Below are 20,862 nucleotides of genomic sequence, written 5' to 3'. Positions count from 1 at the left end.
TCGGGGACAGCAAGCTGACGCCGGGGAGGCTGCGTGGAGTTTCGGATGCTCGGCCCGCTGGAGGCGTGGCACGACGGCGTGCCGGTCCAGCTGGGTGACCAGCAGCAACGGTTCGTCCTCGTCGTGCTGCTCCTGAACGCCAACAAGCCCGTTTCGAGCGCCCGGCTCGCCGAGATCGTCTGGGCCGACCGCGAAGCCAAGCCCACCCTGATCCGCGGCTACATCAAGCGGCTGCGCGACATCGTCCAGGACACGGGCGGCGTCGGCATCGAGACGACGCCGACCGGCTACCTCCTGCGCATCGGGGACGACCAGCTCGACACCGTCCGGTTCGAGCGGCTGCGCGCCGAAGCCGGCCGAACCGACGACCCGCGGCGGAAGATCGAGCTCCTGCGGGAAGCCGTCGGCCTGTGGCGCGGGCGGTTCCTCGAGGACATCGACATCGACCGCGTCGGCGGGCCTGAGGTCGTGCTCCCGGAGGAAAGCCTGCCCGACGCCGTCGGTGACCTCGCCGAGCTGGAGCTGGACACCGGCGACCACCGCTCGGCGCGCGACCGGCTGCGGCCGCTCGTCCGGTCCGACCCGGCCGGCCAGAAGCACGCCGAACTCCTCATGCGCGCCCTGATCGCCGGCGGCGACCGCGTCGGCGCGCTGCGCGTCTTCAACAGCACTCGCGACGCTCTCGCGGGGCTGCGTATGGAGCCGGGTCCCGTGCTGCGCAACCTCGCCGCGCGCGCCGAACACGGGGAACCACCCAGCTCCCTGCCGTCGCGGCCCGGTGGGTTCACCGGCCGCGCCACCGAAATCGCCATGATCGAGAAGGCCGCCGCGAAGGGGCGCCACGCCGTCTGGGTGAGCGGCGCGCCCGGCGTCGGCAAGACCGGTCTCGCCGTCGAGGCGGCGCACCGGCTGCGTGAGCGCTTCCCCGACGGCCAGCTCCTCGCCCGGCTGAACGGCTTCACCCCGGGCGTTCCCGAGACCAGCGTCGGCGACGCGCTCACCGAGCTGCTGGTCGAGCTCGGGGTGCCGACCGAACAGATCCCGGCCACCGTCGGCCGGAAGGCCACGCTTTACCAGACGACGTTGTGGGGCACGCGCACGCTGGTCGTGCTGGACAACGCCGCCTCGCCGGAGCAGATCCGGCCGCTGCTGCCCGAGGCCGACGGCTGCCTCGCCGTCGTCACCAGCCGGCGGATGGGCGACGCGGACACCGGGGAGAACATCCGGCTTTCGCCGCTGCCGCCGGAAGAAGCGGCCGAGCTGTTCCACGCGCTGACCGAACCGCCGCGGGTGCGCGGACGGGCGGCCGAAGTGGCGCTGATCGTCAAGCGCTGCGGGTACCTGCCGATGCCGATCCGGGTGGCGGCCGCGCTGTTCCGGCGGCACGACCGGTGGCCGCTCGACCACCTCCTCCGGCTGCTCGAGGAGAACGGCCCCTGGGGCGCGGACGACGAAGACGGCATCGCCGCCGTCCGGGTGTCCTACCAGCAGCTCGGCGAACCGCAACGCGCCCTGTTCCGGCTGCTCGGCAGCCTGCCCGGGCCGGACGTCGACGTCGCCGGCGGCGCCGCGCTCGCCGGCTGCGACGTCACCGAAGCCCGGCTGCTGCTCGACGACCTGCACGAGGTCAGCCTGCTGGAGGAAGCCGCGCCGGAGCGGTACCAGATGCTGGACCCGCTCAAGGAGTTCGCCGCCGTCGAGCCGGCGCCCCGGCCGGCGCTGGTGCGGCTGCTCGACTTCTACCTCGTCACGCTGGCGGCCGCCGTCGGGGCCGCGTACCCCTTCGACCGGGCGCAGCTGCCCGCGTCCGACCGGTCCTGCGCGGTGACCCCGGACTTCGCCGACTCCGGCGCCGGGCTGCGGTGGATCGTCGCCGAGCGCGACAACCTCGTGGCCGCGATCCACTACGCCGCCCGGCACGACCTGCCCGAGCACACGTGGCGCCTCGCCGTGCTGCTGTGGCGCTACTTCAACACGACCAACCAGTTCGAGGACTGGATCGGCACCCTCGAGCTCGCGTGGGAGATCGTCTCGGCGGATCCGGGCAACGACTACGGCCAGGCGCACGTGCTGCTGCGGCTGGCCACCGCGCACGATCGGCGCGGGCAGCTCGCGGAGGCGCTGGAGCTGGCCGCCCGGGCGCTGCCGAAGTGGCGCCGCCTCGGTGATCCGCGGGGTGAGGCGGCGACGCTGTGCGCGCTCGCGATTCCCACGATGGAGCTGGGGAAGCACGAGCAGGCGATCGCCCACCTCGAGGTCGCGCTGACGAAGTACGAGCAGACCGAAGACCGGCGGGGCGAGGCCCACGCGCTGAGCATGCTCGGCTACCTCAACGAGCTGCACGGCAACCTCGACGTCGCGCTGGGCCAGCACTCGGCGGCCGCGCGGATGCTGAAGGAAATCGGCCACGTCCAGGGCGTGGGGCACGCGCTGAACAACCTCGGGTCCGTGCAGGAGAACCTGGGCCTGCTTGCGGAGGCGCTGGCCAGTTACACCGACGCGCACGCGCACGCCGCCGAGGTCGGCGACCACTGCGTCGAGGCCTACGCGCTGAACAACCTCGGGAACGTGCACCGCAAGCAGGGGCGGTTCGACCAGGCGGTGCGCTACCACGACAAGGCTCGTGAGGTGGCGGCGAACGTGCCGGACGCCGATCTGCGCATCCAGCTCTACCTCGACCGCGGGGCGACCGCGCTCGCCCGGGGTGCCCGGCGGGACGCCTTGACCGCGAGCAAAGCGGCGCTGGACCTCGCCGACGGCAGTGGAAACCGCGCGTACCAGGCGCGCGCGCACCGCGGTGTCGCCGAAACGCTCCACGCGCTGGGTGAGCACACGGGCGCTGTCCCGCACTGGACGGCCGCCGAAACCGGCTTCGACGCGCTCGATCTGCCGGAAGCCGGTGCGGTGCGGGACGAACGCGCCGCGCTGGACTGCGCCTGCGCCGCGCGCTGACGCGGTCCGGGCCGGCCGGAGCCCGGCCGGCCCGGCGCACATCAACCGTGCCAAGGGTTGCCGTCGGTGCCCGCGGGCGGCGGGCCGCTGGTGGTGGGCGGCGGCGGGGTGGTGCCGTCGCCGTCCGCGAACGCCGTGGTGGACCCGATCAGCGGCGCCGCCGCGATGATGCAGAGCGCCAGCACGGGGCCGCCGATTCTGGCCAGCTTCTTGGGCATGGACATGACGAATCCTCCAAAGGAATGGGTGGTTTTCAGGGATTCCGGAGGATTTCCGGGCCCTGCACCCAGGATTCGTCAGGCGGCGTGCGTCAACAAGGCGTTTCCTGTTGCCTGCGGAAATAGGAAACAGTCACCTTTCCGGAAACAGAAAGGCGCCGGTGCACAGTACGGCGCCGGCCACGACGAGCGCGGTCGTCGTCGAGGTCGTGCTCAGGAGCGCGCCCAGGACGGCCACGCCGAGGACAGCGCCCGTCTGACGGGCGGCGTTCAGCGCTCCCCCCGCCGTGCCCGCCAGCTCGGGCGGGGCCGAGCCCACCACCGCCGTGAGCAACGACGGGATGGCCAGGGAAACCCCGAAACCCAGCAGCGCCAGCGCCGGCACCGACCAGGACGTGAATGCCTGGAGGAACACACCCGACGCCATCAGCACGAAACCCGAGATCGCCGGGACGCGGGGGCCGATCCTGGCCACCAGCCGACCCGTGAAGATCGGGTTGAACGCCGTCGGGATCGTCAATGGCAGGAAAGCCAGGCCCGTGGCCGACGGCGAATAACCGCGCGTTTCCTGGAAATAGAGCGACAGCACGAACAACACGCCCGACAACCCGAAGTTCACGATCGCGCCCGCCAGGAGCTTTCCGGAAAGCAGGGAAACCGGCAGCATCGCACCCGGACGGCGTTGGGACGCCACGAACACCGCGGCCGCCGCCAAGGACAGCAGGAGCACCCAGAATTCGGCCTCGACCAGCGCGTACGTCAATGTCGACAAAGCGGCTACGACCGAGAGCTGACCGATCACGTCGAACCGGCGCGGCTTGGGCGGCGTCGCGGGGGCCGAACGGGAGAGCGCCAGGGCCACCAACGCCACCGGGACGTTCACCACGAAGATCGCGCGCCAGCCGAACGCCTGCGTCAGGAGGCCGCCCAGGAGCGGGCCTGCCACCAGGCCCGTTCCGCTCACCGCCGCCCACACGCCCATCGCTCTCGCTCGCGCGGCGGCGGAGGGGTAGGCCGAAGCGATCAAAGACAGTGATGACGGCACCAACAGCGCACCCGCCACGCCGAGCAGAGCGCGGAGGACGATCAACGCGACCGGCGAGAAAGCCAAGGCCGACAACAAGGACAGCACGGCGAACGACGTCAGGCCCGTGAAGAACACCCGGCGTGCGCCGAAGCGGTCCGACCACGCGCCGGCCGTCAAGAGGAACGCCGCGAACGTCAGCGTGTAGCCGTTCGAAATCCATTGCTGGTCCGACAAGGACGGTGCCAACGCGGGAAGCGCCACCGTCACGATCGTCGTGTCCAGCATGACCAGGAAGTAGCCCAGCGAAAGGCCGGTGAGGAGTCTTGCCACAAGAAGAAGCCTGGACTCTCCGTGACACCGGCGGAAGCAGGCAGTTACGATGGCGGGTATCGGGAACGCCGATGGGGGCCGTCATGGAACTGCGTCACCTGCGCACCTTCCGCGTCGTCGCGCGGACGCTCAACTTCACGCACGCCGCCGCCGAGCTGCACTACGCGCAGTCCAGTGTCACCGAACAGATCCAGGCCCTCGAAGCCGAACTCGGGTCGCAGCTCTTCGACCGCGCCACCAGGAAGCTCACGGCCGCCGGGGAACGGCTGGCCGGGTACGCCGACCAGGTGCTCGAGCTCGTCGAGGAAGCCAAGGCCGCCGTCGAGGAGGAACGCGGCGAGCCCGAAGGCGACCTGACCATCGGGGCGCTCGAAACCCTGTGCACGCACTGGGTTCCGCCGATCCTCGCCGCTTACCGGGCGCGGTGGCCGCGCGTCCGGCTGTCCGTCAAGGAAGGCGGGCGCGGCGAGCTGTACCGAGGCGTCCGCGAGTCCGAAATGGACGTTTGCGTCACCTTCGGCGCCCCGCCGGACGATCCCGCGTTCGCCGGCCGGACGCTCGGCGAGGTGCCGCTCGTCGTCATCGCACCGCCCGGGCATCCGTTGGCACTGAAGGAAGAAATCCGGCCTGACGACCTTCGCGGCGTCGGGTTCCTCGCCACGCCGAAGGGCTGCGGCTTCCGGGAGATGCTCGACCGGATCGACGGGCCGGTGGTCGGCACCGAGGTCGGCAGCCTCGCCGCGCTCGGGCGCTGCGTGGCCGCCGGCCTCGGGTGCGGCATCGTGCCCGCGATGGTCGACCACCCCGGCGCGGTCGCCGTCCCGCTGGCCGGGCGGACGACCGGCATCACCCTGACCTGGCGACGGCGCGACGAGCACAAACCGAGTGTTGCCGCGCTGCTCGCCACCGCCGGCGTCAGGGCTTGACCACCGCGCTCAGGCATGAGCACGGGAGTCACTTGCCGAGCGCGTCCACACCGGCCTGGGCGAACGCCTCGTCCTGCGCCCCGGACGGCGCGCCGGCAACACCCACCGCGGCGATCGGCGCGGACCCCGCGGTCACCGGGACCGCGCCGGCCAGGAACAACGTGCCGTCGATGTCCTTCAGCGTCGGGGCCTGCTGCAGGCGGCCGACGAGCTCGGACGTCTTGGCGTTCCACGACACCGCCGTGAAGGCCTTCTGCTGGGCCGAGCTGTAGGACTGCGGGCCCGCGCCGTCGCCGCGCAGGGTCAGGACGGTGTTGCCGTCGCGGTCGACCACCGCGACCGACACGTGCTGGCCGGCCTGGCCCGCGGCGTCCAGCGCGGCCTGGGCGGCCTTCTGCGCGGAGGCGATCGACAGGTGCGACGTCTGGATGACGCCCTTGGAAGGGGCCGGGGCCGCGGTGGCCGACACGGCGCCGACGGTCGTCGCACCGACAGCGACGAGGCCGGCGACGACGGCGGCGATCCGGGTACGGGTGGCGATCATGGTGTGCTCCTCGGGTCGATCGGGTTCGATGACTCCAGCTTCAGCCCGGCCCGGGGGTGATCCGGTCGTCGTCCCGGCCGACAACCGGGTCATCCGATCGGCTGATGCGCGGCCGTTCCGCCGGGCTGACGCTGGTGCCGGACCCGAAGGGAGCGAGCATGGACGGCATGACGGCCGATTCCGACGCGCGGTGGCTCGCCGCGGTCCTGCACTCGGCGTTCGTCCTGCTGGTGCTCGCTTCGGCGGTCCGCTTCCTGACGCGCCACGACGGCAACCCGCTCCAGCCCTGGGTGATCGTGTTCACCGCGGCGCTGGTCCTCGCGTACGGCGTGGGCCTGGTCTTCCGGCCGGGCACCCTGCGCTGGCTGACCGTCGTCCTGGCGCTTTGGATCGTCCTGGTGGTGCTCGCCCCCAGCTTCGCCTGGTCGGCCATCCCCCTGCTGGTCACCGGCCTGCGCACGCTGCCGGCCGGGCAGGCCCTCGCCCTGGTCGCCGTGATCACGGCACTGGTGGTCGTCTCGCAGAACCGGCTGGCCGACGGCTTCGACCCGAACCTCACCATCGTCCCGATCGCCATCGCCGCGGTCACCGCCGCCGTCATCACCTTCATGCGGCGGCAGGCCGAACGGCTGCGGGAGTCCGAGCGGCGAGCCGGCGTGCTGGCCGAACGGCACCGGGTGTCCCGCGAGCTCCACGACGCGCTCGCGCAGGGCCTGTCCAGCCAGGCGATGCTGCTGCAGGCCGCCGACCAGGCCTGGGACCGGCCCGAGCTGGCCCGCGAACACGTGCGCGCCGCGCAGCGCGTCGGTGCGGGCAACCTGTCGGAGGCACGCCGGCTCGTCCAGGACCTCGCGCCCGCCGACCTCGCCGACGCCACCCTCGAGGAGGCGTTGCGCGCCGTGGCCGGCCGGGCCGGGCTGCCGGTGGAGGTCCGCATCGACGGCGACGAGCGCCCGCTGCCGGAGGGCGTCCAGTCCACTGTGGTCCGGATCGCCCAGGGCGCGCTGGCCAACGCGCGTGAGCACGCCGACGCGGGCAACGTCGTCCTCACGCTCACCTACCTCGACGACCAGGTCGTGCTGGACGTCGCCGACGACGGGCGCGGGTTCCTCGTGACCGAGTCCGAGCCCGGCGAACGCGGTCACGGGCTCCCGGCCATGCGGGTCCGCGCCGGGCAGCTCGGTGGCAGGCTGACCGTGGAGTCCGCGCCCGGCCAGGGCACGGTCGTTTCGGCCGCGATCCCGCTGGAGGCTGCCCCATGACCATTCGCGTCCTGGTGTGCGACGACCACGCCGTAGTCCGCGCCGGATTGCGAGCCCTGCTATCAGGCGCGGACGGCATCGAGGTCGTCGCCGAGGCAGCCGGCGGGGAGGAAGCCGTCGCGACCGCCGCGGCCGTGCGGCCCGACGTCGTCCTGATGGACATCCAGCTCGGGGACGGCATCGACGGGATCGAAGCGACGCGCCGGATCCGGAGCACCCCCGGCGCACCCCGGATCCTCGTCCTGACGACCTACGACACCGACGCGGACATCAGCCGCGCGATCGCCGCCGGTGCCACCGGGTACCTCCTGAAAGCCGGCTCGGCCACCGAGCTGTACGCGGCGATCGACGCGGCCGCGGCCGGGCGCACCGCGGTGTCCCCGCCGGTCGCCGACCGGATGATGGCCCAGCTGCGCGCCCCGCGGCCCACGCTGACCGGCCGCGAACTCGACATCCTCCGCCAGCTCGCCCAGGGGCTGGGCAACAAGGAGATCGCCCGCGCGCTGTTCATCAGCGAAGCGACCGTCAAGACCCACCTGAGCCGGATCTACGGGAAGCTCGAGGTGGACACCCGCTCCGGGGCCGTTGCGGTGGCCAAGGCACAGCGGATCCTGGACTAGACGCCTTTGCCGCGAGAAGCGGCAGGCCGAGGTCTTCTCAAACGCCCATCGAGGTGGAAAGCTGCTCACCGATCGAGGGCCTGACCATAGGTCCGCTTCTGACAACGTTGTCATCTCCTGGAGGTGCGCCCATGTGGTCGCAGAGCAGACGGTTGGCCGCCGCGGTGGCCGCGGGGGTGGTGGTCGTCGGCCTGGCGCCCGCCGTGGCGCAGGCCGCGCCCGCCCCGGTGGATCCGGTGAGCCTCGTCAACCCGTTCGTCGGCACGCAGAACTTCGGCAACACGTTCCCCGGTGCGAGCGCGCCGTTCGGAATGGTGCAGGTCAGCCCGGACACCGGCGGTCAGGGCGGCTACGACTACCTGCAGAACGCGATCTACGGCTTCAGCCAGACGCACCTGTCCGGCGTCGGCTGCGGCGTCATGGGCGAGCTGCCGATCATGCCGACCACCGGCGCCGTCGACAACGTTGACAAAGACGCTTACAAGTCCCCGTACAGCCACGACGACGAGCACGCCGAGCCCGGCTACTACCGCGTCGGCCTCCAGAAGTACGGAGTGAACGCCGAGCTGACGGCCACCGCGCGCACCGGCTGGCAGCGCTACACCTTCCCCTCGACCGGGCAGGCGAACGTCCTGTTCAACACCGGCCAGGCCAACCAGTCCGTCAAGGACTCCGAGATCCACGTCGTCGGCGACCGGACCCTCGAAGGCCGCGTCCGCGCCGGTGGGTTCTGCGCCGGCCACGACGAGCACACCGTCTACTTCACCGCCACCTTCGACCGGCCGTTCAGCTCCTACGGCACCTGGCGCGGCTCGACGCGCACCGACGGCAGCCGCGACGCCGCGGGCACCGGCGGCAACGGCGCCTGGGCGAGCTTCGACGCCACCACCGACCACGACGTCGTCCTCAAGGTCGGCCTGTCGTACACGGGTCTCGACGGTGCGCGGAAGAACCTGGCGGCGGAGACGTCGAACTACGACTTCGACGCCACCCGCGCGGCGCTGCACCAGCAGTGGGCCGACCGGCTCGGCGCCATCAAGATCGGCGGCGGTACCACCGAGCGGCAGACGGCGTTCTACACCGCGCTCTACCACTCGCAGCTGCACCCGAACCTGGCCGGCGACACCGACGGCGCGTACACCGGCTTCGACGGCAAGGTGCACACCGCGAGTGGTTACACGCCGTACCAGAACTTCTCGCTCTGGGACACCTACCGGCCGCAGAACCAGCTCCTCGAAATGCTCGAACCGCAGGTCGCGCGGGATGTCGCGCTGTCGGTGGTCGCCATCGGCCGGGACGGCGGGTGGCTGCCGCGGTGGGCGCTGGCCGAGAGCGAAACCAACATCATGACCGGCGACCCCGTGACACCGTTCCTCGTCGAAGCGTGGTCGAAGGGCCTGCTCGCCGGGCACGAAGAAGAGGCGTACGGGCTGCTCAAGAAGAACGCGACGAGCACGCCGCCCGCCGATTCGCCGTACAACGGCCGCTCCGGCGTCAACTACTACAACGACCGCGGGTACATCCCGAGTGGCCTCGAGCTCGGCAAGGACTGCGCGGCCAAGGGCGGCGACAACGACTGCGAGCACCCGGCGTCCGCGACCATGGAGTACTCGGCGGCCGACGCGGCGCTGGCGCTGATGGCCCGCGGGCTCGGCCACGGCGCCGACGCGCGGATGTTCGCCGACCGCGGCCAGTGGTACCGCAACTTGTGGGACTCCTCGATCCAGCAGTTCCGCCCGCGCACGACCGAGGGCACGTTCCTCACCCCGTACAACCCGGTCGACGCCGACCACCAGTTCCACGAAGGCGGCGCCTACCAGTACCAGTGGCTCGTGCCGCAGGACCCGGCCGGGCTCGTCTCGCTGATGGGCGGCAAGAAGCCGACCGAGAAGCGGCTCGACTCCTTCTTCGCCTACGACAAGCTTTTGAAGGATCCGGCGGGCACCGCGCGCAACGACTGGATTTCCAGCCCGTACGACTACTACGGCAAGCCGACGTACAACCCGAACAACGAGCCCGACCTGCTCGCGCCGTACATGTACAACTGGGTCGGGACGCCGTCGAAGACCGCGACCGTCGTCCGCGCGGCGATGACGTTGTTCACCACCGGCCCGGACGGCATGACCGGCAACGACGACCTCGGCACGATGTCCGCGTGGTACGTCTTCTCCTCGCTCGGGCTGTACCCGACGATGAGCGGCGCGAACTTCCTCGCGCTGTCGAGCCCGCAGTTCGAGTCGGCGACCGTCCGGATCGGACAGTACGGCCGTGCGCAGGGCGGCACGCTGACCGTGAACGCGCCGGGCGCGAGCGACACCAACCGGTACGTCCAGAGCGTGTCGCTCAACGGCCGGGACGTCCGGCAGACGTCCCTGGACTGGTCCGCCATCGCGCACGGCGGGACGCTTTCGCACAAGCTGGGGTCGAAGCCTTCTTCGTGGGGTACTTCGGCCGCTGCCGAGCCGCCGTCGGTGAACGACGCCATCGGTGACCTGCGGCGGCACGTCGACGCGTCGCTGCGGCAGTCGTCCGTGGTGATCCCGGCCGGCGCGGCCCAGCAGGTGCACCTCGACCTCGACGTCCTCGCGCAGAACCCGGCGCTGCAGCCGGTGACCGTGTCGGCGACAGCGCCGTCCGGGTGGAAGGTCAAGGTCCAGCCGATCGACCTGATCTGGTCGGGACGGCTGCCGGTGCAGAAGACGGTGCCGATCACGGTGACGGTGCCCGCCGGGGCCGCGGTGGGGACGTACCCGGTGCAGTTCAAGGTGTCCGGGCTGGGCGCGAACAGCGTCTCCCGGTCGGCCACGGTCGAGGTGCGGACACCGTCCGCTTGCGTTCCGGGCACTTCGTGCGCGGTCGACCTGGGCCGCGACTACAACCACGACGGCACGGCGACGGTTGATGCGTCTTCCGACGGCAATTTCGACGGTGGAGGCTGGAGTTACGATGCCGCGCTGCTGCCCGCGGCCGGGCCGGTGACCTGGGACGGCGTCACGTACGCGGCGCCGGACGCTTCGGGGACTTCGCCCAACTTCGTCGAGGCCCGTGGCCAATCGCTGCTGCTCCCGGCGGGTCAGCACGCGGCGTTGAAGCTGGTCGGGTCGTCGCACAACGGGCCGGTGTCGACGACGCTGACCGCGCACTACACCGACGGGACCAGCGCCGACCTGGCCGTGACGTTCGCGGACTGGGCGGGCTCGGGGGCGTCGGTCGTGCTCGACATGCCGCACCGCATCAAGGCGGGCAGCGGAGTCGACGGGCCGTCGGTGCGGCTGTTCGGCGTCGCAGCCGCGTTGGATTCCGGCAAGACACTGCAGTCGGTGAGCCTGCCGAACGACCCGCGGGTCGAGATCTACGCGCTCACCCTGGCGTGATCTGAAAAGCCGTGAAGGCCTCCTTACCGGCATCTTGAGCCGGTAAGGAGGCCTTCACGGCTCTCGGGGAGCGGCGGCGAAGCGGGCGACCAGGTCGGGGAAGCCGAAGACGGTGATCCGGGCGATGCCGCCCTTGCCGAGGGTCAGCACCGCCAAGCCGAACGGCTCGCCGCGGTACCAGGCCGCCGCCGCGGGCTGGCCGTTCGCTCGGGTCGGCGTCATGTGCCACTCGCCCGGCTCGCCCATTACGTGTCGCAGGAATGCGACACAAGTCCGCTTTCCGGCGAACCACGTCCGGGACGGCACCGGCTCGATCACCGCGTCGTCGCGCAGGACGCTCTCCAGCGCCGCCAGGTCCGAGTTCATGAACGCACTCATGTAGCGGTCGAGGAGTTCGCGCTGCTCGGGCTCGGTGAGGGAGCCGACCTCCGGAGCGTCGTGGAGGGTGGCGCGGGCGCGCTGGAGGGTGCTCTTCACCGCCGCGACGCTCGTGCCGAGCATCTCCGCGACCTCGGCCGCCGGGAACGCCAGCACCTCCCGCAGGATCAGCACCGCGCGCTGGCGCGGCGGAAGCAACTGCAGCCCGGCGATCAACGCCAGCCGGACGCCGTCGCGGGCCACCGCGATCTCCGCCGGGTCGTCGGCGTCGGACGTGACCAAGGCGTCCGGGATCGGCCGCGGCCAGAGATCGGCGGGTTCGGCCGGGACGGGCGGCGCATCCGGATCGGCCGCGGGCGCGCCCAGCCCGGACGGCAGCGGCCGCCGCCCCCGCTGCTCCAGCGCGGTGAGGCAGGCGTTCGTCGCGATCCGGTAGAGCCAGGAGCGGACGGAGGCCCGGCCTTCGAAGCGGTCGTAGGCCCGCCACGCGCGCAGGTAGGTCTCCTGGACGACGTCCTCGGCTTCGTCGGGAGTGCCGAGCATGCGGTAGCAGTGGGCCAGCAGCTCACGCCGGTACGGCTCGAAATCCACGGTCACACTCTTGCTGACCGCCGGCGGCGGCGAAAGGAATCGGTCAGGGCGAAGGCCGGACTTCCGGCTGCGGCGCGCGGTCGTGCTTCCGGAACTCGACCCACCGGCGGCTCACGTCGGCCCAGAGTTCCTGCTGTTCGGCGTAGAAGGCATCGAGCCGGTCGCGTCGCAGGTCCGCGGCCGGCGTGGTGACCAGGTAATAGTCCATCTCGTCGCGCAGCCGGGATCTCGGGGATGCCGAGCACGATCGTGGAGAGCGCGGTGAGGACGAGCGCGGTGATCCGCGCCCACCGCCGCCTCCGCGGCAAGCGTCAGGCGACGATGCGCGGCTCGGAAGCCAGCCTCGACAGCGCCTGCGTGAGCCGCCGCGCCGCGACCTCCCACTCCTCCAGCGCACTTCCCCGGCCCAGGGCCGCCGTCCTCAGGGACCGGCGCAGCTCCGGGTCCGCATACCAGCGGTGCAGCGCGTCAGCCAGGGAAAACGGGTCGTTCGGCTCGACCAGCAGGCCCGGCATCTCGCCGTCCGCGTCGACGCCGAGGGCGTCGTACACCCCGCCGACCTCGGTGGCCAGCACCGGGATTCCGCGGGCCAGCGCCTGGGCGACGAACATCCCGGACGTCGCCGCGCGGGCCGGGATGACCAGCAAGTCAGCCGCGTTGTAGGCGGCGCCCAGGTCGACCGCGTCGCCCGTCAGCGTGATGCGGCCGCCCAGGCCGAGGCGCTCGATGGACCACCCCAGCTCGTCCACGTACCCCCGGTCCACCTCCAGCGAGCCGGCCATCACGCAGGACAGCGCCAGGTGGTCGACCTCGCGGAGGGCCTGGACCAGCACGTCCTGGCCGTTGCGGCGGGTCACGTCGCCGACGCACAGCAGCCGGGAGACGCCGTCGGCGCCGGCCGCGAGCGGGGCCGCGTCGGTGCCCGGCTTGGCCACGTACACGCGGCCCGGGTCGAGGTCGTGGCGGTCGATCAGCAGCCGGGCGAGCCACGGGCTCGTCGCGACGACCATCCCGGCCATCCGCAGCGTCTCGCGCTCGCACGCGTCCAGTTCCGCCGCGTGCGCCGGGTCGAGGCCCGGCTCGTCGGCCAGGGCCTGGTGCACCAGCACGGCCAGCCGCAGCCGCCGCGCGTGCGGGACGACGATCTCGGGTACGCCCGAGGCGATCGCGCCGTCGAGCAGCACCACCGTCCGGTCCGGCAGCGCGGCCAGGGATCTGGCCAGGCGACGCCGGGACGTCGCGTCCGGCTCCGGCCAGTCGCCGGCGAGCGGCAGCTCCAGCACCGGCTGCCCGACGGCGGGCAGGTTCTGGCACATGCGCTTGTCGTACGTGTCGCTCCCCGGCGGCGCGGCCGGGAGGATGAACACCATCGGGTCGGCGGGCCTCATCGCGAAGGCCGGAGCAGAGCGGCGGGACGGGACACGGCAACCTCCAGCGCGGTCGACGACGATGACGGCTCATCTGTCACACGCGGCCGGCGGCGAGTTGGTTCAGTCCTGCGAGTCAATCATCCACACGCCGTTGACCTGGACCATCGTGAAGGTGTCGTTCTCGGCCTTGCCACCGTCGTAGAGGACGGTCGCGGTCACCCTGCTGGGGCCGACCTCCTTGACGTTGGTCGCCTGCACCGACCTGTAGCGCGCCCAGAAGCTCCGATACGACTCGTACGTCTGGTGTCGTGACGCCTTGAAGTTGGCGGTGAGCAGGTTCCACGACTGCGCCGGGTTGCCCGGCAGCAGCGCGTAGTAGTCGGAAAGAGCCTGGGCGGCCGTCTTGGTCGCGGACACCGGCGACACCGGCGTCGAGGTGGGCGGCGGCGTGGTCGTCGGCGCCGAAGTGGGCGTCGGTGAAGGTGACGCCGACGGCGACGGTGTCACGGAAACCGAAGCCGACGGCTGGGACGTGGCCGGCGGCGCGGCGGTGTCCGTCGGCGGCTTCTGCCGCACGACCAGCAGGATCGCGACGACGACCGCGACGCACAGCAGCGCCGCGCCCGCCCCGACGGCGATCATGCCCTTGCGCGCGCCCGGCGACACGGCGGCGACCGCGCCGGGCGACGACGACGACGGCGGCGGCGGTACGGCGACGGTGTCCGGGACGGTCGGCACGGCAGCCGCGGCAGCCACCTCGGCCTCCGGGATCGTCGCCGCGAGCACCGACTCGCCCGGCTCCGCGTCCGTCAGCAGCGCGCGCAGCTCCTGCTCGACCTCGTCCATCGACGGCCGCGCGGCCGGGTCGGTGGCGAGCATCCGCTCCAGCAGCGGGGTCAGCCGCTCCGCCTTGGCCGGCGGCTCGATCTCCCCGCTGGACGCCTTGTAGAGCAAGGCGATCGGGTTGTCCGCCGTGCCGTACGGCGGCTGCCCCTCGACGGCCGCGTACAGCGTGGCGCCGAGGGAGAAGACGTCGGCGGCGAAGTCGGCGTCCTCGCCGCGGGCCACCTCGGGCGCGAGGTACGCGGGCGTACCGGCGATCTCGCCGGTGGCCGTCAGCTTGACGTCACCGATGGCGCGGGAGATGCCGAAGTCGGTGATCTTCGCCGTGCCGTCGTCGGAGACCAGGATGTTGGCCGGCTTCACGTCGCGGTGCACGATCCCGGCGCGGTGCGCGCCGGCCAGCGCCGAACTGATCTGCGCGCCGATGCGGATGGCGACGTCGACGGAGACGGGCTCGTCCTGGATCAGGACGGCGAAACTCTTCGACGCCAGGTACTCCATGATCAACCACGGCCGGTCCTCCTCCTCGAGGACGGCGAACACCGTGATCGCGTGGGAATGCTGCAACCGGGCGGCGATCCGCGCCTCGCGCATCGCGCGGTTCTTCGCCTCTTCGGTGCGGTGCTCGTCGTGGTCGTGCGGCAGCAGGAGTTCCTTGATCGCCACGGTGCGGCCGAGCATTTCGTCCTGGGCCCGCCACACCGTGCCCATCGCGCCGCCGCCGATCGGCTCGAGCAGCCGGTACCGATCGCGGATCCGGCGACTTTCCACGAGCATCCACCATTCTTGACAAAGTGTCCCGACGAGATCCGGCCAGCATGCCAGGATCATCCGCCGGCCGGTACCAACGTAACCGAAAGCCTTGGACGGACAGCGCAATCGAGCGCTGTGGCGCTGCCCACCGTGTACCCGCAAATCCTAACGAACAACCCCGTAGGCCCGATCAAGTGCGTCCACGATCTCCTTGCGCAGCCCGGCACCGACGGCGATCGTCGACGACGAACCGACCGTGTGCTCGCTGCCGTCGCGGTCCACGACGGCGCCGCCGGCCTCGCGCACGAGCAGCACGCCGGCCATGGTGTCCCACGGGTTGTTGGACAGGATCAGTGCGGCGTCGAGCTTTCCGTCCGCCACCCAGGCGAGGTCGATCGCCGCGGTGCCGAGCATCCGGATCTTCTGCGCCCGCCCGCCGAGGTCCGACAGCAGCCGCAGGCGCGCCGCGTTCTTCTCTTCCGCCAACCGGCCGATCGCGAAGTCGCCGACGGCGATCATCGCGTCCGCCAGCTCCGTCGCGGCGGACGCGCCGACGCGCTCCCCGTTCGCGAAAGCACCTTCGCCGCGCGCGGCGGTGTACGTGACGCCGAGGTACGGCAGGGCGATCGCCGCGACCGTGCTGTGCTCGCCGTCCACCAGCGCCAGGGAAATCCCGCAGAGTGGAATCCCGCGGGCGAAGTTGGCGGTGCCGTCGATCGGGTCGAGCGCCCACCAGCGGCCACCGCCGTCGCCGCTGCGGCCACGCTCCTCGCCGAGGACACCGATCTCCGGCGTCTCGGCGGTGAGGAACTCCCGCAGCGCGTCCTCGACCGCCATGTCGACGTCGGTCACCAGGTCGCGATCACCTTTCGCGGAAACGGAAAAAGCCGGGCGCGACCGGACGATCTCCGTCGCCTTCGCCACGGCTTCGCGCGCGACGTCGAGTAGTGCGGCATGCTCGCTCATGACTTCCAACCTAGTGAAGGGACGTGCTCATGACCGACCTGTTCCCGCTATCGACGACGGCCGACGAGCAGCGGCGGGGCGCGGGGGTCGCGGTGCTGCCGATCGGCAGCTTCGAGCAGCACGGCGCGCACCTCCCCCTGACGACCGACACGGTCATCGCGGCCACCCTCGCAAAGGCGGTGGCGGAGGCGTATCCCGTCCTCCACCTGCCGCCGATCACGATCTCGTGCTCCCACGAGCACGCGGCGTGGGCCGGCACGGTGAGCATCTCCGCCCGCACGCTGCACGCCGTGGTCACCGACGTCGCCGCGTCGCTCAAGGCGTCCGAGGTCGGGCGGCTGGTGCTGGTCAACGGGCACGGCGGCAACTACGTACTGTCCAATGTGGTCCAGGAGGCCGCCGGCGCGATGGCACTGTTCCCCGGCGTCGCGGACTGGCAGGCGGCGCACACGGCGGCCGGCCTGCGCACGTCGCTGGACGACGACATGCACGCCGGCGAACTGGAGACGTCGATCCTGCTGCACGCGCACCCGCACCTCGTCCGGCCCGGCCACGAGACGGCCGACCACGTCACCGACCGGGAACACCTGCTGACGCTGGGCCTGCGGGCATACACGGAGTCGGGGGTGGTCGGCCGTCCTTCGCTGGCGAGCGCGGCGAAGGGGCACGTCCTGCTGGACACGCTGGTCCAGCGCTTCGCCGGCGTTCTCGAGGCCTTAGGCGCCTGAGAACGCCTGCCCCAGGTGCGGAAGCAGGTGGTCCATCCGCTCGGCCTTCGTGCGGAGGTACTGCAGGCTTTCCGGGTTCGGCGGAACCAGCAGCGGAACCCGCTCGCTGATCCGGATTCCGTAGCGCGTGAGCTGTTCGACCTTCGCCGGGTTGTTCGACAGCAGGCGTACCGAGCGGACGCCGAGGTCGGTCAGGATGCCCGCCGCCGCGTGGTAGTCGCGGGCGTCGACCGGCAGGCCCTGCGCCAGGTTCGCGTCGACCGTGTCGAGGCCCTCGTCCTGCTGCAGCCGCATTGCCTCGAGCTTCGCGAGCAGGCCGATCCCGCGACCCTCGTGGCCCTGGACGTAGACGAGCACGCCCGAGCCCTCCTCGACGATCCGGTCCAGCGCCACCGCCAGCTGGTCGCCGCATTCGCAGTGCGTCGAGCCGAAGACGTCACCGGTCAGGCATTCGCTGTGCACGCGGACCAGGGCGCCGAGCGGGGCGACGTCGCCGTAGACCAGCGCGACCTGCTCGGTGCCGGTGCGATCGAGGTAGCCGACCGCGCGGAACGTCCCGTGCCGGGTCGGCAGCCGGGTGTCGACCACCCGCTCGACGACGGCACGATGCGGCAGGTCTCCGACGACTTCGCTTGCGGTCATGACTTCAACCCCACTTCCGATTCGATCCCGGTGCCGGCCGCCATGCGCGGAGCGGACACGACACCGGTGTGCGGAGCGCGGGTCACGCGGAACCCGGCGACGCTCCGGACGAGCAGGACGCCGGCGCCGGGCAGGCTCGCGACCAGCGTGAGCACTCCGTAGACGACGGCGACGGTGACGCCTTGGGCGGCGCCGAGCCCGGCCGCGCCGAAGAGCAGGGCGCAGACGCCCTCGCGCGGGCCGAAGCCACCGACGTTGAGCGGGAGACCCATCGCGAGCAGCGCGAGGATCATCAGCGGCACGAGCTGCCCGACCGGTGCGCCGACCCCGGCGACGCGGGCGGCGACGACGAACAGCGCCAGGTGCCCGGCCAGCGTCGCGATCGACAGGAAGCCCACGCCGGGCCACGTCTCGCGGGTGAACAGGCCCAGCCGCAGGTCGGCGAGGGTGACGGCGAAACCGCGACGCCACTTCGACTCGCTGTGGATCCACCGCCCGCCGAACAGTCGGCCGGCCACGAGCGCGCCGACGGCGGCCAGCACGACGACCACCCCGGTGATCGTCACGACCTCGCGGAACGCGCCGGGCACGACGTCCGGCGACACGAGCACGACGGTGACCGCGGACGCGATCAGGACGAACTGGCCGGCGGTGCGCTCGAGGACGACGGCGCGCACGCCGCGCGGCACGTCGCCCGAGTCGCGGCCGTGCTGCACCGCGCGGTGGACGTCACCGAGGACGCCCGCGGGCAGCACGCCGTTGAGGAACAGCGCGCGGTAGTAGTCGCCGACCGCCCCGCGCAGCGAAAGCCGCAGGCCGAGCCGGGTCGCGACGATCTGCCAGCGCCCCGCGCTGAACAGCGTCGTCGCGAAGCCGATGACCAGGGCGGCGAGCACGCCGGGCGCGCTGATCCGGCCGAGGCCGTCGAGGAAGGCGTCGCTGCCGAGCTGCCAGACGAGGACACCGAGGATGGCCAACGCGCCGAGGATCCGCAGCCAGGCCAGCGCGCGCTTCACGCCGCCACCTCCGGGCTCGGCGGCAGGACCAGCAGGTCACCGTGGTGGATCACCGCGTGCAGCTCGGCGGCGTCGGCCATTTCGAGCCGCCGCTGGAGGTAGACCTCGGCGGCCGGGCGCAGTTCCCACAGCTGCTCGACGGCGGCGCCGACCCACCCCTCGAGCCACTGCCGCTGCAGTTCGGCCTGCTCGGGTCCGAGCCGCCAGGCGCTCTCGGCGCGCACGACCGTGGCGCCGAGCCTGCCGAACGCGGTCGCGGCGACGTCCATCGCGGTGGGGCCGAGCAGCCGCCGACCCCCGGTAAGCCGGCGCTGGTGGGCGTTGAACGAGGAGGAGAGAGCGGCGTCGAGCGGGTCGGCGGGCGACAGTTCCACCCGGCCGGTGACCGAGAGCATCAGCAGCGCCGCGCAGCCCGCTTCGACGATCGCCCTGGCCAGCGCCGTGACCTCGGCCTCGGTCAGCAGGTCGAGCAGCGCGGACGCGGTGACCAGCGACGTCCCGGCGAGGTCGGCGGCGCGCAGCGCGGTGACGTCGCGCTGCTCGGTGACGACGTCGACGGGGCTGCCGTCCAGCGTGGTGGCCGGCAGGGATGTGCGGGCGCGGGTGAGCAGTTCCGCGTCCTCGTCGTGCAGGATCCAGTGCTGGGTGCCGGGCAGGCGCGCGGCCAGCCAGCGGCCGAGCGAGCCGGTGCCGCAGCCGAGGTCGCGGATGATCAGGTCGCCGGCCGGCAGGTGCTCGCGCAGCGTGTCGACGAGTTCGGTGGCGCGGGCCGCGGCGTCGGCGGGTTCGCGCAGGTAGAGCCAGTCGGGCGCGAACGCGGCGGTGCTGACTGATTCGCTCGCAAGCTCACTCATGCCGCCGCCTCCTGCCGCTGCAGGACGTCGGCGATCCGGCGGGCGGTGTCGTCCCAGCTGGTCAGGGTCTCGCGGCGCAGCTTCGCCGAGGCGCGCAGCCGCGCCCGCAGCTCGGGCTCGGTGAGCCAGCGGCGCAGGGCGGCACCGAGCGCTTCGACGTCGTCGCCGGGCACGAGCATGCCCGGGACCGAGCCGTCCGGCGCGACGCCGACGGTGTCGGGCAGCGCGTCGACGTCGGTGGTCAGCACGGGCACGCCGCGGGCGAGGGCTTCGGTGACGACCATGCCGAACGTCTCGCCGCGCGAGGGCAGGACGAGCAGGTCGGCGGAGTGGTAGGTGGCGGCCAGCGCGGCGCCGGTGCGGGGACCGGTGAGGGTGAAGCGGTCGCCGAGCCGGTGCTCGCGCAGCCGCTCGACGTACTTCGTCTCGCGCCGGATCCCGCCGACGCACTCGCACGTCCAGCGCAGGTCGGCGACGGTTTCCAGGGCCTGGGCGAGCACGCCCTGGCCCTTGCGCGGGGTCACGTTGGCCACGCAGACCAGGCGCGACATGCCGTCGGTGCCGATGGCCGGCGGTGCCGGGTCGACGCCGGGCGGCACGGCGTGCACGCGGTGCGGGGCGAGACCGTGGTGGCTCACCAGCCGGCGCGCGGCCCACTCGCTGGTCGCGATGACGGAGCTGGCGGCCCGCAGCGTGTCGCGCTCGAGCGCGTCGAGCTCGGCGGCCAGCGCGGGCGGCAGGCCGGTCTCGTCGGCCAGCGGCAGGTGCACCAGCACCGAAAGCGACAGCCGGCGCGCCTGCGGGACGATCACTTCGGGCACGCCGCACGCGACCAGGCCGTCGAGCAGCACCGCGGCCCCGGTGGGAAGCGCGGAGAGCAGGTGGCCGAGGACCGCGCGGGCCTCGGTGTCCGGGCGCGGCCAGCTGCCGGAGACGGCGATCTCGTGGACGTCGAGGCCGGCCTCGGTGAGCCGGTCGCACACCCGGCGGTCGTAGGTGTTGCCGCCACTCGGGACCGACGCGTCGTCGACGTCCCCCGGGAGGATCACGTAGAGACTGTTCACAGCGCACGCTCGTAACTCGCCCAGGCGACGTGCGATTCCTTCAGCGAGACGGCGATGCCTTCGAGGCCGCGGGCGCCTTCGCCGAGGCGTCCGGCGTGGACGGCGTCGGCGAGGCGGTCGGCGATGACCTTCGCGAGGTACTCGGTCGAGGTGTTGATGCCCTTGAACACCGGCTCGTCATCGAGGTTGCGGTAGTTCAGGTCGCTCAGCACCGCCCCGAGCTCTTCCGTGGCCTTGCCGATGTCGACGACGATGTTGTCCTCGTCGAGGTCGGTGCGGCGGAAGGTGGCATCCACCACGAAGGTCGCGCCGTGCAGGCGTTGCGCGGGTCCGAAGACTTCCCCGCGGAAGCTGTGGGCGACCATCACGTGGTCACGGACGGTGATGCTGAACACCAAGACCTC

At 72.1% G+C, this 20,862-nt stretch carries 19 protein-coding genes; 6 read left to right on the top strand and 13 right to left on the bottom strand.

Annotated features, from left to right (window positions below; genetic code table 11):
* Positions 1-33 precede the first annotated feature (33 nt).
* Positions 34-2,952 carry an AfsR/SARP family transcriptional regulator gene (locus ACZ4TR_RS06535; RefSeq protein WP_465286044.1) on the top strand — a complete coding sequence of 973 codons (2,919 nt, stop codon included), beginning with the start codon at positions 34-36 and terminating at the stop codon, positions 2,950-2,952.
* A 41-nt stretch (positions 2,953-2,993) separates the two neighbouring features.
* Here ACZ4TR_RS06535 and ACZ4TR_RS06530 read toward each other — a convergent pair whose 3' ends face one another.
* Positions 2,994-3,176 carry a hypothetical protein gene (locus ACZ4TR_RS06530; protein ID WP_465286043.1) on the bottom strand — a complete coding sequence of 61 codons (183 nt, stop codon included), beginning with the start codon at positions 3,174-3,176 and terminating at the stop codon, positions 2,994-2,996.
* 127 nt (positions 3,177-3,303) lie between these two features.
* The gene (locus ACZ4TR_RS06525; protein WP_465286042.1) at positions 3,304-4,527 is read right to left on the bottom strand and encodes an MFS transporter; all 1,224 of its coding nucleotides are present in this window, start codon (positions 4,525-4,527) and stop codon (positions 3,304-3,306) included.
* 83 nt (positions 4,528-4,610) lie between these two features.
* On the opposite strand from ACZ4TR_RS06525, the gene ACZ4TR_RS06520 reads away from it, so the two are divergent.
* Entirely contained in the window at positions 4,611-5,453 is an 843-nt protein-coding gene (locus tag ACZ4TR_RS06520) for a LysR family transcriptional regulator (protein ID WP_364518586.1), read from the top strand.
* 28 nt (positions 5,454-5,481) lie between these two features.
* Here the strand turns inward: ACZ4TR_RS06520 and ACZ4TR_RS06515 are convergent, their stop codons facing one another.
* Positions 5,482-5,997 (bottom strand): GlcG/HbpS family heme-binding protein, encoded by a 516-nt coding sequence (locus ACZ4TR_RS06515; RefSeq protein WP_465286041.1) that lies wholly within the window; start codon positions 5,995-5,997, stop codon positions 5,482-5,484.
* A gap of 104 nt (positions 5,998-6,101) precedes the next feature.
* Between ACZ4TR_RS06515 and ACZ4TR_RS06510 the strand changes: the two genes are divergently transcribed.
* The 3 genes from ACZ4TR_RS06510 to ACZ4TR_RS06500 all read left to right on the top strand — a co-directional run bounded on the left by ACZ4TR_RS06510 (position 6,102) and on the right by ACZ4TR_RS06500 (position 11,253).
* Entirely contained in the window at positions 6,102-7,259 is a 1,158-nt protein-coding gene (locus ACZ4TR_RS06510) for a sensor histidine kinase (protein WP_465286040.1), read from the top strand.
* Complete coding sequence (locus ACZ4TR_RS06505; RefSeq protein WP_465286039.1) at positions 7,256-7,879, top strand: response regulator; 624 nt, start codon at positions 7,256-7,258, stop codon at positions 7,877-7,879. The genes ACZ4TR_RS06510 and ACZ4TR_RS06505 overlap by 4 nt, the downstream gene beginning before the upstream one ends.
* 131 nt (positions 7,880-8,010) lie before the next feature.
* On the top strand, positions 8,011-11,253 hold the full coding sequence (locus ACZ4TR_RS06500) for a GH92 family glycosyl hydrolase (protein WP_465286038.1): 3,243 nt from the start codon (positions 8,011-8,013) through the stop codon (positions 11,251-11,253).
* Between the two features lie 54 nt (positions 11,254-11,307).
* On the opposite strand, the gene ACZ4TR_RS06495 is transcribed toward ACZ4TR_RS06500, so the two are convergent.
* From ACZ4TR_RS06495 to ACZ4TR_RS06475, 5 genes are all read right to left on the bottom strand, one after another.
* The gene (locus ACZ4TR_RS06495) at positions 11,308-12,228 is read right to left on the bottom strand and encodes an RNA polymerase subunit sigma-70 (protein WP_465286037.1); all 921 of its coding nucleotides are present in this window, start codon (positions 12,226-12,228) and stop codon (positions 11,308-11,310) included.
* 37 nt (positions 12,229-12,265) lie between these two features.
* Positions 12,266-12,430, bottom strand: a complete 165-nt coding sequence (locus ACZ4TR_RS06490) for a hypothetical protein (protein ID WP_465286036.1) — start codon at positions 12,428-12,430, stop codon at positions 12,266-12,268.
* 103 nt (positions 12,431-12,533) lie between these two features.
* Positions 12,534-13,592 (bottom strand): glycosyltransferase, encoded by a 1,059-nt coding sequence (locus tag ACZ4TR_RS06485; protein ID WP_465286035.1) that lies wholly within the window; start codon positions 13,590-13,592, stop codon positions 12,534-12,536.
* Between the two features lie 120 nt (positions 13,593-13,712).
* A complete protein-coding gene (locus ACZ4TR_RS06480) occupies positions 13,713-15,212 on the bottom strand; it encodes a serine/threonine-protein kinase (RefSeq protein WP_465286034.1) in 1,500 nt (499 codons plus the stop codon).
* A gap of 141 nt (positions 15,213-15,353) precedes the next feature.
* Entirely contained in the window at positions 15,354-16,154 is an 801-nt protein-coding gene (locus tag ACZ4TR_RS06475) for an inositol monophosphatase family protein (protein WP_465286033.1), read from the bottom strand.
* A gap of 29 nt (positions 16,155-16,183) precedes the next feature.
* Between ACZ4TR_RS06475 and ACZ4TR_RS06470 the strand changes: the two genes are divergently transcribed.
* Positions 16,184-16,882, top strand: a complete 699-nt coding sequence (locus ACZ4TR_RS06470; RefSeq protein WP_465286032.1) for a creatininase family protein — start codon at positions 16,184-16,186, stop codon at positions 16,880-16,882.
* On the opposite strand, the gene ribA is transcribed toward ACZ4TR_RS06470, so the two are convergent.
* Genes ribA through ACZ4TR_RS06445 form a run of 5 tightly spaced genes read right to left on the bottom strand, consistent with a single transcriptional unit; the run spans position 16,871 to position 20,853 of the window.
* The gene (gene ribA / locus ACZ4TR_RS06465; RefSeq protein WP_465286031.1) at positions 16,871-17,524 is read right to left on the bottom strand and encodes a GTP cyclohydrolase II; all 654 of its coding nucleotides are present in this window, start codon (positions 17,522-17,524) and stop codon (positions 16,871-16,873) included. The genes ACZ4TR_RS06470 and ribA overlap by 12 nt on opposite strands.
* Positions 17,521-18,540: a lysylphosphatidylglycerol synthase transmembrane domain-containing protein gene (locus tag ACZ4TR_RS06460; RefSeq protein ID WP_465286030.1), complete on the bottom strand. Its 1,020-nt coding sequence runs from the start codon at positions 18,538-18,540 to the stop codon at positions 17,521-17,523. The genes ribA and ACZ4TR_RS06460 overlap by 4 nt, the downstream gene beginning before the upstream one ends.
* The gene (locus ACZ4TR_RS06455) at positions 18,537-19,394 is read right to left on the bottom strand and encodes a methyltransferase domain-containing protein (protein ID WP_465286029.1); all 858 of its coding nucleotides are present in this window, start codon (positions 19,392-19,394) and stop codon (positions 18,537-18,539) included. The genes ACZ4TR_RS06460 and ACZ4TR_RS06455 overlap by 4 nt, the downstream gene beginning before the upstream one ends.
* Positions 19,391-20,458, bottom strand: a complete 1,068-nt coding sequence (locus tag ACZ4TR_RS06450; RefSeq protein ID WP_465286028.1) for a glycosyltransferase family 4 protein — start codon at positions 20,456-20,458, stop codon at positions 19,391-19,393. Before ACZ4TR_RS06450 ends, ACZ4TR_RS06455 begins: the two co-directional genes overlap by 4 nt.
* Positions 20,455-20,853 (bottom strand): 6-pyruvoyl trahydropterin synthase family protein, encoded by a 399-nt coding sequence (locus tag ACZ4TR_RS06445; RefSeq protein WP_284742883.1) that lies wholly within the window; start codon positions 20,851-20,853, stop codon positions 20,455-20,457. The genes ACZ4TR_RS06450 and ACZ4TR_RS06445 overlap by 4 nt, the downstream gene beginning before the upstream one ends.
* Between the last annotated feature and the right edge of the window lie 9 nt (positions 20,854-20,862).

It is taken from the genome of Amycolatopsis sp. NPDC028719 (genome assembly GCF_055565395.1).
Note: the sequence above shows the minus strand (reverse complement) of the source record. Positions and strands in the feature narration are given on the sequence as shown.

What these genes read in the sequence shown, in the direction of transcription:
- ACZ4TR_RS06530 (WP_465286043.1), bottom strand. Translation starts at nt 3,176, where the DNA reads ATGTCCATGCCCAAGAAGCTGGCCAGAATCGGCGGCCCCGTGCTGGCG.
- ACZ4TR_RS06520 (WP_364518586.1), top strand. Translation starts at nt 4,611, where the DNA reads ATGGAACTGCGTCACCTGCGCACCTTCCGCGTCGTCGCGCGGACGCTC.
- ACZ4TR_RS06515 (WP_465286041.1), bottom strand. Translation starts at nt 5,997, where the DNA reads ATGATCGCCACCCGTACCCGGATCGCCGCCGTCGTCGCCGGCCTCGTC.
- ACZ4TR_RS06510 (WP_465286040.1), top strand. Translation starts at nt 6,102, where the DNA reads ATGCGCGGCCGTTCCGCCGGGCTGACGCTGGTGCCGGACCCGAAGGGA.
- ACZ4TR_RS06505 (WP_465286039.1), top strand. Translation starts at nt 7,256, where the DNA reads ATGACCATTCGCGTCCTGGTGTGCGACGACCACGCCGTAGTCCGCGCC.
- ACZ4TR_RS06500 (WP_465286038.1), top strand. Translation starts at nt 8,011, where the DNA reads ATGTGGTCGCAGAGCAGACGGTTGGCCGCCGCGGTGGCCGCGGGGGTG.
- ACZ4TR_RS06490 (WP_465286036.1), bottom strand. Translation starts at nt 12,430, where the DNA reads ATGGACTATTACCTGGTCACCACGCCGGCCGCGGACCTGCGACGCGAC.
- ACZ4TR_RS06485 (WP_465286035.1), bottom strand. Translation starts at nt 13,592, where the DNA reads ATGGTGTTCATCCTCCCGGCCGCGCCGCCGGGGAGCGACACGTACGAC.
- ACZ4TR_RS06480 (WP_465286034.1), bottom strand. Translation starts at nt 15,212, where the DNA reads ATGCTCGTGGAAAGTCGCCGGATCCGCGATCGGTACCGGCTGCTCGAG.
- ACZ4TR_RS06475 (WP_465286033.1), bottom strand. Translation starts at nt 16,154, where the DNA reads ATGAGCGAGCATGCCGCACTACTCGACGTCGCGCGCGAAGCCGTGGCG.
- ACZ4TR_RS06470 (WP_465286032.1), top strand. Translation starts at nt 16,184, where the DNA reads ATGACCGACCTGTTCCCGCTATCGACGACGGCCGACGAGCAGCGGCGG.
- ribA (WP_465286031.1), bottom strand. Translation starts at nt 17,524, where the DNA reads ATGACCGCAAGCGAAGTCGTCGGAGACCTGCCGCATCGTGCCGTCGTC.
- ACZ4TR_RS06455 (WP_465286029.1), bottom strand. Translation starts at nt 19,394, where the DNA reads ATGAGTGAGCTTGCGAGCGAATCAGTCAGCACCGCCGCGTTCGCGCCC.